This is a genomic window from Terrabacter sp. GCM10028922 (assembly GCF_042666095.1).
In the GTDB taxonomy this organism is placed as follows: Bacteria; Actinomycetota; Actinomycetes; order Actinomycetales; family Dermatophilaceae; genus Terrabacter.
The window spans coordinates 119,362-132,452 of the sequence record NZ_JBHTFG010000009.1 but is presented as its reverse complement, the minus strand read 5'-3'; the positions used below and the strand labels follow the sequence as shown (position 1 = coordinate 132,452).

Sequence of the window (13,091 nt, the reverse complement as noted above, 5' to 3'; positions counted from 1 at the left end):
GCCCGGGTGGCCCCCGGACGCGTACGGCTCAGCGGTTCCATCGCCGCCTCGCCGACGCGAGCATCCAGGCCCCCGGATCCAGCCCTGCGACCAGCCCCAGGAACGCCCACAGGTGCCGGAAGTGCAGCACCTCGTAGAAGAACGCGGACACGACGAAGCCGCACCCGAGCGCGAGCAGGAACTCGGGGCGCGGGACGAGGTGACGCACCCACTTCGTCTGCGGCTTCCTCGCCGTGCGTGTGAGCCGGACCGCGACGACCGCGATGAGCACGGTGAGTCCGGCGCCCCCCAGCGCGCCGCGTTCGACGATGGTGGCGAGGTAGTCGTTGTGGGCTTCCTTGACGTACGGCGCCGCGGTCCCCTTGAGCGTCGCCTTGGTGCGGCCGGGACCGACGCCGACGAGGTCCCCCTGCAGGTACAGCCGCAGGGTCTCGGACGCCAGGACCTGCCTGGACCCGCTGGACTCGTCGGTGCGCCCGAGCGAGTCCCGGAGCAGCTGGGCACTGTCAGCCGCGCTCTCCCTGATCCCGGAGAGACTGACGTAGGGCGCCAGCAGTGCGAGCGCGACAGCGCTCAGCGTCGTCAGGGCGGTCGCCGCGAGCACTCCTCGACGGCGCCGGACCAGCAGCAGCACACCGACGACCCCCATCGTGCCGAGCGCGAGCGCCGCTCCGTTCGACCCCGTGAACAGGATGGCCAGCAGCAGGATCGCGACGACAACGCACCGCGTGAGGCTGTGACGTACGACGGACGTCGCGAGCACCAGGCCGATGACGACGAGGAAGTAGTTCGCGGCCAGGTTGGGGTCATCGAAGGTCAGTGATGCACGGCCTCCGTCCTCAGCGGTGACGCCGGCGAGCCAGTTGATGCCCGCGATCCAGCCGAAGCACATCACGGCGGCCCAGGCGACGCCCGACCACACCCAGGCGCGCAGCACCAGGTCGAGGAGCCAGCGGCGCTGTCGCACCGCGTTGGCGACAGCAGCCGCCCAGAGCAACAAGAACAGGTCCTGCACGACAGCCAGGGCGGCGCTCTCGGCCGAGGCGACGTACGCGGCCACCGCCCCGGCCACCATGAGCAGGCCCATCGGCAGCAGGTAGGGCACCGTGACGACCATGCGCTTCACGTGCAGCCACGCGAAGACCGCGATGACCGCCGCGACGATCCCGAGGTCGGCGAGCCCGGTGTTGCCCGGCCCGCTCGGGACCAGCAGCGGGAGCAGCACGAAGGACGCCACGAGGAGATGGCCCACCCGTCGCGGCCCGGGTTCGAAGTAGGGGTGCTCGAGGGTCCGGCGATCGAAGGGGGGTGGGATCCGGGTGACGACGGGCGTCCGATCGACCGCCCTGGTCACGGCCACGAGAGCATCTCCGCACCGAGCGAGAGGTGGTGGCGGGCGAAGTCGCCGTGGTCACTGGTCGCCGCGATCTCCGCCAGGCCCTGCAGCAGGGCCTCGCGCCACAGCCGGGGGTCCCGACCAGTCGTCTGGAGGCCGTCCGAGAGGAATCGCTGGACGAGCTCTGGGAACCAACCCGAGCCGGCGACGGCATAGCGGACGCCTTCACCCCACGGACCGGCCACGAGGCCACGGTGCCCGGCGACCCGGCGACCGGGGGCCGTGTGGCGGTCGAGGTACAGGGCATAGCTGAGTGCGAACCGGGCGCGGTCGCGGAGGGGGTCGTCGACGAACGACGCGTGCTCCCAGTCGATGACCCCGGCGACAGCGCCGTCACGGCGCAGGATGTTGCCGCACCAGAAGTCGCCGTGCACCACGGACGCGGGGCCGCCTGCGGACACGTCGGACGTGCTCGAGGTGACGTGCTCAGCGAGGGCCTGCGCCGACGCATCTGACGGCCAACGCGCGACGAGCGCCTGCCCGATGCTGCCGGCGGTGGGGCCCTCCACCAGGCCGTGGTCCTGGTCGTGCGGCATGACGGCGTCGGCAAGCGAGTCGAGCCAGGTCCCGGCACACTGGAAGTCGTCGTGGACGGCTCGGGGGTTCGCGGTGTGTCGCCACCGGTGGTAGTCGATCGACATCGGCGCGCCCTCGTGCGCCGTCGTGACGATCACCGCTCCTGTCGCGTCGTGACGCGCGTCGAGCAGCCGTGGCACCGTGCCGCCGACGAGCGTGGGATCGCGTTCGGCCAGCTGCTGCAGGGCGCGAGCCTCCGCGGCAACCGACGCGCGAGCCCCGTGCGTGAGCGCCATCTTCACCGCGAGGAGCGGCTTTCGCCCCTCCGGCGGAAAGGCGATGATCGTCGCCTTGGGGTTCTCGTCCTTCGACATGGCCAACACCACGAGGCGGCCGCGACGTGGCCCCAGGTGGTCACGCAACACCGCGTCCAGCAGGTCGCCGAGGCCGGCATCCAGGAGAGCAGGGCCGGTCATCGCCGCCTCCCGATGACCAGGCGCCCGGGAGCGACGACGACGAGCAGGCGCGCGGCCAGGCCGGCCCCCGGCCGACCCGCGGCAGCCAGTGACAGCCAGACCCGCAGCGCGACGTCGACGGCCAGGCGTCCACGGCTCAGGTTGGGTGGTGTGGTCGCCAGGGTCGACATGAGCCACCGCAGGCTGGCGGGGTCGTCATTGGCCACGAGGGCGGCCCGGTTCCAGGTCGGGAGGACGACGTACTCGGCGTCGACGACGACGCCCAGCCGGGCGGCATACCTGCGGAGGCGTGCCCGGCTGCCGAGACGACGGTCCGCGAGCGCGACCGGTGCGCCCGGTGGCAGCGCCATGACGCGATCCGCGTCGACCGAGCTGCCTGGCCACGCCAGGGCGGCCCTCTCGGGGAGAAGGACGCGTGCGGCTGCCGGGATGCTCACCGACGCCTCCCCGTGTCCGCGCCGACGAGGCGGCGGCGCGGTTCCCCGACCTTCAGGGAGTAGACGTCGTCGAGCACGCTTCCCCCGGTCTCCACGTCGTAGCGGCTGCCGAGGTGCTCGCGCGCGCGAGCCGCCCAGCGTTCGGCCCTCTCCGGGTGACGCAGGGTGTAGTCGAGGGCCCCCGCGAGCAGGTCGGGTCGCGCCGGCGGGACGAGCAGGCCGGTCTCGCCCGGGATCACGACGTCCGGCACGGCGTTCACCGCGGTGGCAACGACCGGCACGCCGCACTGCTGGGCCTCGACGATGACGCACGGCAGGCCCTCGTAGCGGCTGGCGAGGGCGAACACGTCGAAGGCGGGCAGCAGCTCCGCGACGTCGGAGCGGTTGCCGAGCAGCCGGACGCGGTCGCTCAGTCCCATCGCGCGCACGTGATCGGCGGTCTCCTCAGCGAGCTCGCCGTCCCCCACCCACACGAGGACGGCGGGCACCTCCATCCGGCGGAGCGCGGCCAGCATGACCTCAGGTGCCTTCTGGAAGTCGAGCCGGCCGACGGTGCCGATGACGTGGGCGTCGTCGGGGAGCGCGAGTCGCGCCCTGGCCCGTGCGCGGGACTCGGGAGTGAGGACGACGTCCGACGCGTCCACGGCTGGGCCCACGGTGTAGAGCTGCTCCGGTCGGGCCAGGCCGCGACGCAGGGCCTCCACGGCCACCCCGGTACCGACCGCGAGATAGGCGTCGGTGATGCGCGAGAGTCGCCGCTCGATGCCGACGTACGCGGCGTGCACGGCGGGGTTCTGGAAGTCGTGGAAGGGGAACCCGTGAAGGGTGTGCACGATGAGGTCCACGCCGGCACGGTGCGCGGCTAGCCGGCCGAGGGCCCCCGCCTTCGCGCTGTGCGTGTGGACGATGTCGACCTCGCGCGCCCGCATGAGGGCCGTGAGTCGGGTCAGGGCGCTCAGGTCCTGCCGAGGGCTGATCGGTGAGACGAGCTCGGGCAGGACGACGACCTCGACGCCGTTCTCGCGCGCACGGTCGAGCAGGGGCCCGTATCGCGTTCCGGTCACGAGGATGCTCTCGTAGCGCGACGGGTCGAGTGCCACCGCGCCGCGCACGGCCACTCCCCCAGCGCCGGCGATGCACCGGGTGATCACGTGCATGACACGTCGTCTCATGACTGCCACACCTCCCGCGGCTGCTCGCCAACACGTCCGAGCAGGTCGACCACCTGGCGCAGTCCCAGCGACGGGGTGGGCGGCAGGTGGAGCTCGAACGCGGGGATGCCGGCTGCGAGGTCGTCGCACACCGCGGCCACCGGTGGGTGCACCGGACCGAGCCCGGTTCCGAGCGCTGCAGTGGCGGCGAAGGTCCAGTACCGGCGCAGCTCGCCCGCAGAGTACGTGCCTCCCACGAGCTCACGCGCCGCTGCCTCCGGCGAGATGCGGTGGATCGCGGCCTCGGCCTGCTGGCCGCGCCGCAGCACGATGATCGCTGTCGGCTCCACCGACTCACCCAGCCGTGACCAGGTGCCCTCTCGTCGGCCGTGCGGCATCCTGCGGCCGGTCCCCTCGTCCCGTCGGGGAGGCTCGAGGACACCGTGCACAGTGCGTCCGTCGGTGACGCAGAGGTTGTCACTGAGGGGGACGCCTCCGGCTGCGTCCACGGTGGCGAGCAACGTCGACTTGCCCACGCCACCGGGACCCGCGAAGACGAGCGCGCAGTCGCCCACGGTCGCCGCGGACGTGTGCAGCGGTACGCGTCCCTTGACACCCGCCCACCACAGGGCGGGGTACTGCAGGACCGCCGCGCGGTTCAGCAGCACGCGGCGATCGGGCGCTGCGAGGCCGAGCAGGTGGTGTCGCCACGTCGGGCGGGGCGTCGCGAGGACCCGGAGATGGTCGCCCTGGGGTGAGAGCTCGAGGTCGAGCCCACTCGAGCAGGCATCGGCCATGACCACGGTGCTGCCGTCGGACCACGCACCACGGGTCAGGGGGCGCAGCGCGGCGCCATGACTCACGGGCCTGCTGTCGTGATGCGCGATTCGGACGCTCACGTCGATCCTCGCAGCGTCGTTCCCGGCGGCGAGCTCCTGACCCGCGCACGCCTCACGGGCGAGGTCTGCCCACGGACCGTGGGCCTCGACCTCGACGACCAGGCCGGCACTGCGCAGTCGCACCTTCATCGGTGGAACACCTCCTGCTGGCTCTCGAGCTCCTGCCGCTCGCGACCGACGGCGGGATCGGACCCGGCATCAGGGGCGGCATGGGGCGCGGCAGGGGTGCCGGCGGCACGCCCGGACCCGAGGAGGGTGTCGGCGACCTCACGGCCCTGCGCCGGGTCTTCCCGTTGGTCGAGGGCAGGCTCGACCTCCTCGGATCCCTCGGTGGTCGGTACTGCGGTGCCGCGGGCCAGGGCGTCACGCTTCGGGGCCTCTGCTCGCCCACGGCGCCGGAGCCGACGTGGCCACTGGTACGTCACGACCCCGAGCAGAGGCCAGCCGAGTCCCTCGAGCAGAGCTGACGTCGGTTCCAGGTCGCGCGCGAGCACCTTGACGGGCACGAGCAGCACGGCAACGGGACTGCCGCCGGGGTGGACCCATGAGCCGCCGAGGACCTCGCAGGGCAGCCGGTGGGGGTTCTCGACGAGATCCGGGCTGAGCTGCTGTGCCAACCCACGAGCCCACGACTCGTCGGCGTCCCTCACCGGAAGCAGGAACACGTGCTGGGCCTCGTAGCGCTGACCGAGGAGGGCGACACGGTCGGCGATGTGGTCCGCCGCCGCCCTGACCTTCTCGTCCGTCAGGTCGTGGCCGGAGACGTGGCCGAGGTGGGGGGTGTCGAGGGCGTACGCGATGGCCCGCGTACCGCGCAGCCGGGGGTGCACGGTCTCTCGAGCTGCGGCGAGACCCAGCCCGAGGAGCGTGCCGATGAACAACGCGAGGACGGCCTTCTGGGCCGTGTCCTTCGGCAATGGCGCGGCGGGCTCACGGACCGGGTCCAGCAGGACCGCCTTGGCTCGTGACAGCTCCGCGATGTCGAGCTCGGACAGCTGCCGCTCGTACTCCGTCTGGCTCGACATCAGCGCACTCAGCTGTGCCTGGATGGCGAGCACATCGCCCGGTTGCGCTCGGGACAGCTTGCCCACCAAGGCCTTTCGCTGCCTGGCGATCTCGACCAGCTTCTGGTTGACCTTGGCGCGGCCCTCCTCGACGGTCTGCTGGTCACCGAGGTTCGAGAACTGCAGCACACTCTTCGTGATCGATGACGCCATCGCGGCGGCCCGACGCGGATCCGTGTCGCTCACCGCTATCTCGACCACGGACGACACCCCGACCCGGCGTACGGCCACGTGCTCCTCCGCGAACGTCGCCGGGTCGGCAGCCAGGTCGACGTCGTCGAGCGCCGAGCGGACCACGGAGACGCTCGTGGCGATGCCCAGCACCCGCTCGCTCGTCGCATCGGCCTGCACGTTGGACGCCGCGGGGTCGCGCCCCATCTGCACCCGCGCCAAGGCCTCGTACAGCGGCGGAGTCCGGTCCCCGATCACGATTGAGCCGACCACCGGCAGCAGCATGCAGGTCAGGATCAGCAGCCAATGGCCGCGAACCACCCGATGCACCGCTTCGTCGATCGTCATGCGTCCCACCCCCTTCTTGACCTTCTGAGCCGACGGTAGGTCGCCTCCCGTCTACGGACATCACCCGCCGGGACGACGTTGGAGTACGTCAAACGACTGACTCCCGCGCCGTACCTGTGGCGGCCTGGTGGCCCGCCGTGGCAGGCCGTGGCAGGCCGGCGGCCGGGACGACTTCACCCGGGGGGGTCGGTGGGGTCGTCCCGGCCTGTCCCGCGGCGCCAGGCAGCGGGGGTAGAAGGCCCTAGAGCCGGAGAGTCGTCGACGTGGTGGCCGACAGCCCCGCCCCGTCGGTGACCTTGAGCGTGACCGTGTAGCGGCCGGCCGTGGAGTAGCTGCACGTCGCCTGCGGCGTCGTGGTGGGCCCGACGACCACTCCGTTCCCGCACGTGTACGTGTACGTGAGCGCGGTGCCCTCCGGGTCGGTGGACTGCCTCGCGTCGAGCGTCGCGACCGAGGGTGCGGTCTTCGAGGACAAGGTCACGGCGAGCTTCGCCACGGGCGCCTTGTTCGTGCCGATCACCAGCTTGATGTTCGGGCTCGACGCCTGCTGCCCCGCATCGTCGGAGACCGTGAGCTTCGCGTTGAACGTGCCGCCCGCCGAGTAGGTGCACGTGGCCACCGCGGAGGCCTGGGGCCCGACCTTGGTGCCGTTGCCGCACGTGAAGGTGTAGGTCAACGGGCGACCTTCCGGGTCCGTCGAGGCCGAGGCGTCGAAGGTGGCCGTCGTGGGGGCGACCGCAGCCGGCGCCGACGTCATCTTCAGGCTCGCCTTGGGGGCCTGGTTGGCCGAGGCCGTCACCGTGGCCGTGGCCTGTGCCGTTGCGCCGCTGGCGTCGGTGACGGTCACCGAGGCGGTGAAGGTGCCCGCGGTCGAGTACGTGCAGCTCGCCGTGCGGCCGGACTGCGGCCCCGTCGACGCGGTCCCGTTGCCGCAGCTGAACGTGTACGTGAGCGCAGCACCCTCGGGATCGGACGACCCCGCGGCGTCGAGGGCCACGACGAGCGGGACGACACCGCTCGTCGGGCTGGCCGCGAGCCGGGCGGTGGGCGGCAGGTTCGACGAGACCGAGATGGTCGTGCTGTCGCTCGCGGTGGCGCCGGCGTCATCGGTCACGGTGACCGACGCGGTGAGCGTCCCGGACGAGGAGTAGGTGCAGCTCGCGGTGCCCGCCGACTGGGGCCCGATGGCTGCGGAGCCGTTGCCGCAGCTGAAGGTGTAGGTGAGGCTGTTCCCCTCCGGGTCGCTCGAGCCCGTGGCATCCAAGGTGACCGTGAGCGGGGCCTGCCCGCTGGACGGCGAGGCGGACAGGCTCGCGACCGGCGCCCCGTTGTTACCGACGGTGACCGTCGCCGTGGCAGAGGACGTGAAGCCCTTTGCGTCCGTCACGTCGACCGAGGCAGTGAAGACTCCGACAGCGGCATAGGTGCACGGCGCCGTGGCGCTGGCCTGCGGGCCGACGGTGGTCCCGTTGCCGCACCGGAAGGTGTAGCCGGTGATCGGGCTGCCTCCGGCCGTCGTGCCCGCCGCAGAGAGCGTCACGGAGAGTGGCGCGAAGCCGCTGGCCGGGCTGGCCGAGAGTGCGGCGACCGGACCATCGGTGGACTGGTCCGCACCGGTGTACTCCAGGGCACCGCGGTCGCCGTATGCCGGGCTGCCGGCTCCGGTGTTCGCAACCGCCACGACGTCCACCGGGGCGACGCCGTCGTGGTCGTCCACTGAAGCGCCGGCGATGCCCAGGTGGGCCGAGTCGACTGCAGGAGAGGTGACCTGGAGGCGAAGGTCGGAGGCCGCGCGGTCGACGAACCGCGGGTCCGCACCGATGTCGGCCGCGCCCTGCCCACTGGCGGCACGGAACGCGTCGACGGTGTCGTACGGGGCCGAGTCCCACTCGTAGAGCGGGCCGCCTGCCGACATGAACACGACGTTGCGGGTGACGACGGACCCGGGGGTCGAGACCTCGTCGAGGCGGATCTCGCCGACGGTCCGGTCGCTGCCGACGGCGTTGTCGACGCTGATGTTGTTGGCCACGACGGATCCGGAGCAGCCGCCCTCGAGGTTGATCCCGGAGGCGCTGTTGCCCACGACGGTGTTGCCGATGACCCGGTCTCCCGCCGACCGGAGGCAGTCGAGTCCGTGGTCGCCGTTGTCGTAGGCGAGGTTGCGCCGAACCGTGGCGTTGTCGGAGTCGGTGTAGATCTCGATGCCGGAGTCCTGGTTGGAGTAGGACGTGTTGTCCTCGACCGTCGCGCCGGTCGAACCGAGGCTGACGTCGATGCCGGCGGCGACACGCTGGGTCGGGTGCGCGTTGTCGTGCGACACGTTCCCCGCCACGCGGGCGCCCGGGCTGCTCTGGATGCTGATCCCGTGGTAGCCGTTGGCCCACACGGTGTTCCCGGTGACGACGGCGGCCGAGCCGGTGGACACGCGGATGCCGATCGACCCGTTGCCCGTGCTCGTCGACCCGGACACCCGGGTGCCGGCGGAGCGGTCGGACGAGATGCCGTGGCTCGAGGCGCTCGTGACGGCGACCGACGAGACCACCATGCCCACCGAGTCCTGGATGCTGACGCCGACACCGTTCTGGCCGACGAACGAGAACCCGTCGACGACAACCGAGTCCGAGCTCCACAGCTTGAACCCGTACGTCCGGGTCGAGGCCTCGATCGCACCGGAGCTGCCGGGGTTCGAGCCGCCGAGGTCGACGTAGAGGGTGGAGCCCGACGCGTCGAAGAAGAACGAGCCGGCCGTCGTCGTCGTGGCGCTGGACGCCGCGGAGAGGCGGGCGCCGTCGCGCAGGACCTGCGTGACCGGTGAGGGCGAGCTCAGGGACGTGCGCCAGGCCGACGTCGACGTCGCGGTCCACAGGGCGGGGTTCGAGAGGTTCGTCGTGCCCAGGACGCGTGCCAGCCCGTTGGCGCGGAAGGTCAGGGGCGCGGTCGCCATGCCGTCGTTCGCCGGCGTGACCTGCTCGCGGTAGTCACCCGCCTCGACGACGACGGAGTCCCCGGCCAGGGCCAGGCTCGCGGCCCGGCTGATCGTGCAGAAGGGGGTCGTCGTGCCGTTGCCGGAGTCAGAGCACGAGGGCGATGCGCTGTCGACGTGGTAGGTCACCAGGGGTCGGTCTGCCAGCGCGACGGCGACCTCGTCGGTCGACGTGAGCCCACCGGCGTCGGTGACCGTGACGGTCACGACGTGCGTACCGCTCGTGATGTAGTCGTGCGAGGCGGTGCCGGAGGCCTGCGGCCCCACGACGGTGCCGTCTCCGAAGTCGAACGTGTATGCCGTGATGCCGGCGCCGTCCACGTCGCTCGATCCCGTCGCGTCGGCCGTCACGTGCACCGCCGGTGGGACCTGCCCGGTCGTCGTCGAGACCACCAGGGCCGCGTGCGGAGCGTTGGTCGCGGAGTCGCCCGCCTTCGGGAGCCGCTCGAGGGCGCCGCGGTCGGCGTACCTCGGCGTGCCGGCCCCACTGTCGACGACAGTCGGGTCGTCGGTGACGCTGGTGCCCACACGGTCGACGGTCTCGAAGCCTGCGGCGCCCGCGTCGGCGGAGTCGATCGCGGCGGACTGTGCCGCGAGCCGGAGGTCGCCCGCGGCGGCGTCGACGAACTGCGGGTCCTGGCCGAGCCCCGAGGACTCCTGACCGGTGCCCTGGTTGAACTCCGCCATCGTGCGGTAGCGCGTCAGGCCGATCCGGATCGCCGGCACCCAGCTGCTGTTCCAGAAGAGGTCGCTGTCCGCCGAGAAGCCCGACATGGACGTCTGCTCCACGAAGAGGTTGTTCTCCGCCGTGGCCAGGCCGTTGTCGACCCCGATGTTGTTGCGCAGGGTCGCCCCGGTGCTGAGGCCCTCGATCGAGAAGCCGTCCTTCCGGTTGCCGTAGGCGGTGTTGGACACGTACCGCACGTCGACGGCGGCCTGCGTGTCGAAGCCGTGGTCACCGTTGCGGTAGCTGACGTTGCGCACGACGAGGGTCCGCGCGGACCCGTTGTACACCTGGATGCCGGAGTCCTGGTTGTCGTGCACCAGGTTGCCCCGGACCACGGTGTCCGGAGACGTCGAGTTGACGTCGATACCCGCGGCGGTGCTCGTGCCCGATGGCACGACGTTCCCGAAGGAGTCGTTGCCCTCGACGGTGTTACCGGAGGCACCCTGGAGTGAGATGCCGTGGAGCCCGGACGCGCTGACGGTGCTGCCGGACACGCGCGACCCCGTCGTTGCTGTGAGCTTGATGCCGATGGATGCGCTACGGCTGACGGTCAGCGACGTCAGGACGACGTTCGAGCTCGTCCCCTCGACGAGCGCGCCGTTGATGCCGCTCTCGGTGCTCGAGACGTGGTCCACCGAGATGCCGCTGCTGGCGGTGATCCGCACGCCCGCGTTGTTCTGGCCGCGCGTGTCGAAGCCGGAGATCTCGATGTTCGACCTGCCCGAGACGTTGAAGCCGTACGTCTGCGCACCGGCGATGACCGTGCTGCCGCTCGGGGACGGCCCACCCACGTTGAGATAGAGCACCTTGGCGACGTTGTCGTGGTAGAACGACCCGCTCGTCATGGCGGCTGGCGAGGTGACCATCGCCAGTCTCGTCCCGTCGACGAAGACCTGCCGCGGCGGGCTCGGCGGCGCGTACGGCGTGCTCCACACGCCACCCGTCGCGTCGGTCCACGGTCCGGCCGACACGTCCCGCGTGCCGAGGACGAGGACGCCCGGGGCCGTGGCGACGAACCGGATGGGCGAGCCAGCGACGCCCGAACCGTTCAGGGTCACCTGCTCCGGGTACGTGCCGGGACGGACGTTGACGACGTCACCCGCCGCCGTCGCCTTCGTGGCCGCGGCACTGATGGTGCAGAAGGGTGTCGTCTGGGTCCCGGTGCCCGTGTTGCTGCACGCGGTGTCGGTGTTGTCCACCCAGTACGTCGTCGCGGCGGCCGCTGGGGCTGCGGAGACGAGGGTGGTGCCCAGCGCGAGCGCGAACACGGCGACGGTGCCAGTCAGGCCTCGACGGTGCATGGGGTCCTCCATCTGGTGCCGCTCTCGGACGAGTCGGCGGTGCTCGGTCTGGGTTGTCTTCGTGTGGGCTATCGGGTGCGGGGGCCGGTCTCTGACGGCTTACCGCCGTCCGGCATCGGCGTCGGGGTCAGTGCAGGACGGCGAACGGGCGCATCCGCGCCACGGGTCGCACGATGCGGTGGCTCGAGAGCACGCTCATCGCGGCGTTGACGCCGTTGTCGTCGAGGTGAGGGGCCCGCGTCGGGTCCTCGTCGGTGTAACGGAAGCGGAGGGTGTGACGGCCCGAGGGGTCCAGGACGGAACGGCCGTCCTTCTCGAACTGGTCGATGACCGTCCCCGCGCCGTGGCACGCCGAGTGCAGGCTGTCGGCGCTGCGGTCGCCGGCGACGGCGAGGTACGAGGACGTGCGGTGGGTTCCGGGGAGGAGCACGGCCTGGCCGGTGCGTGCGAACACGGTGCCCTCGGGCATCTGGCTGGCGGGGAAGGCCCGGCACGAGTTGTGTCGGTGCACGACCGCGCGCCGGCCGCCGACCTGCTCCTCGTAGATCGAGTTGTGCGGGGAGTCCACGATGAGACGTCCCATCTCGCCGCCGAAGACCCGCTGGGCGATCGAGCGCAGCGCTCCGTAGGTCGCGAGCCGGAACGCGTACCCGTAGTTCATAGCCGCGGCGTTCGCGAGCATGAGCCGTTGGCCCTCGTCGCTGTCGAGCTCGACCGGGGCGCACCCCTTGGCGAAGTACAGCCGCATCCGTTCACGCAGCTGGGCCGCGGACCGGGAGGTGGCGAGGTGGAAGAGCGGCTTCTGCACGGCCATGGCAGCTCGCATGACCCGTGCCGTGTCGCGCCGGCGCTGGAAGAGGTGGCCGATCTCGCCGGTGAGCACACCCCCTCCTGCGTGGTACTGCAGCGTCATCTGGCCCTCGCGCACGCCCAGCAGCTCGGCCATCTCGGGGTCGAGGATCTCCTCGACCTCCTGCAGCTCGACGAAGTGGTTCGACGGGCCGATGGTGCCGAACCGGAGCCGCGCCAGCTGCCAGGTCAGTGCGGGCATCTCACGGCGCAGTCGGGCGCCCCCGCCCCACTGCTCGAGGTCGACGCGGCCACCTTCCTCGATCCGTTCCAGCTCGTTCGAGTCGACGCCCCACCGCTCGGCGGCGAACCTGGCGCCGTCGACCGCCGACGCCACGACCTCGTCGCGCGTCAGCTCGCGGCCACCCCGGGTCGGGTAGGGGTAGCGCTCCCTGACGGCCCGGTAGAACTCGCCGATGGCCCGTTCCGCGGGTCGGTCGCAGTCGAGGGCGATGAGGGCCATCCCGCAGTTCACGGACGAGCTGGTGAAGGTGGGGCGGATCGTGCCGAGGGTCGCGACGGCGATGCTCGACGGCATCTCCATCGCACGCTTGTGGTGGAAGTCCGGCAGGACCACCGGTGGCGCCGCGAGGTCGAGCCCGACCGCCCCCATCTCCAGCCGCCGGAGCACTGCCTCGTCGGCAGCCATGCCGGGGCCGTCGAAGACACGTGCGGTCGGCGCGGCAGCGGCATCCGGGTGTACGCCGGCGCCTGCGCTGATGACGGTCAGGTCCACGTTGTCCTCTTTCCTCGTCTGGTCTTCGGTCGTGCGT

8 protein-coding genes are annotated in these 13,091 nt (G+C 71.6%); all 8 read right to left on the bottom strand.

Annotated features, from left to right (window positions below):
• Positions 1 to 28 precede the first annotated feature (28 nt).
• On the bottom strand, positions 29 to 1,360 hold the full coding sequence (locus ACFQU3_RS09420) for an O-antigen ligase family protein (RefSeq protein WP_385909003.1): 1,332 nt from the start codon (positions 1,358 to 1,360) through the stop codon (positions 29 to 31).
• Entirely contained in the window at positions 1,351 to 2,388 is a 1,038-nt protein-coding gene (locus ACFQU3_RS09415) for a phosphotransferase (RefSeq protein WP_385909002.1), read from the bottom strand. Before ACFQU3_RS09415 ends, ACFQU3_RS09420 begins: the two co-directional genes overlap by 10 nt.
• Positions 2,385 to 2,825, bottom strand: a complete 441-nt coding sequence (locus ACFQU3_RS09410) for a hypothetical protein (protein WP_385909000.1) — start codon at positions 2,823 to 2,825, stop codon at positions 2,385 to 2,387. The genes ACFQU3_RS09415 and ACFQU3_RS09410 overlap by 4 nt, the downstream gene beginning before the upstream one ends.
• On the bottom strand, positions 2,822 to 3,997 hold the full coding sequence (locus ACFQU3_RS09405; protein ID WP_385908998.1) for a glycosyltransferase: 1,176 nt from the start codon (positions 3,995 to 3,997) through the stop codon (positions 2,822 to 2,824). The genes ACFQU3_RS09410 and ACFQU3_RS09405 overlap by 4 nt, the downstream gene beginning before the upstream one ends.
• Positions 3,994 to 5,004: a hypothetical protein gene (locus tag ACFQU3_RS09400; RefSeq protein WP_385908996.1), complete on the bottom strand. Its 1,011-nt coding sequence runs from the start codon at positions 5,002 to 5,004 to the stop codon at positions 3,994 to 3,996. Before ACFQU3_RS09400 ends, ACFQU3_RS09405 begins: the two co-directional genes overlap by 4 nt.
• Positions 5,001 to 6,458: a hypothetical protein gene (locus tag ACFQU3_RS09395; RefSeq protein WP_385908994.1), complete on the bottom strand. Its 1,458-nt coding sequence runs from the start codon at positions 6,456 to 6,458 to the stop codon at positions 5,001 to 5,003. The genes ACFQU3_RS09400 and ACFQU3_RS09395 overlap by 4 nt, the downstream gene beginning before the upstream one ends.
• A 241-nt stretch (positions 6,459 to 6,699) precedes the next feature.
• Positions 6,700 to 11,469 carry a PKD domain-containing protein gene (locus ACFQU3_RS09390; RefSeq protein ID WP_385908992.1) on the bottom strand — a complete coding sequence of 1,590 codons (4,770 nt, stop codon included), beginning with the start codon at positions 11,467 to 11,469 and terminating at the stop codon, positions 6,700 to 6,702.
• A gap of 127 nt (positions 11,470 to 11,596) precedes the next feature.
• The gene (locus tag ACFQU3_RS09385) at positions 11,597 to 13,054 is read right to left on the bottom strand and encodes an RtcB family protein (RefSeq protein ID WP_385908990.1); all 1,458 of its coding nucleotides are present in this window, start codon (positions 13,052 to 13,054) and stop codon (positions 11,597 to 11,599) included.
• Positions 13,055 to 13,091 lie beyond the last annotated feature (37 nt).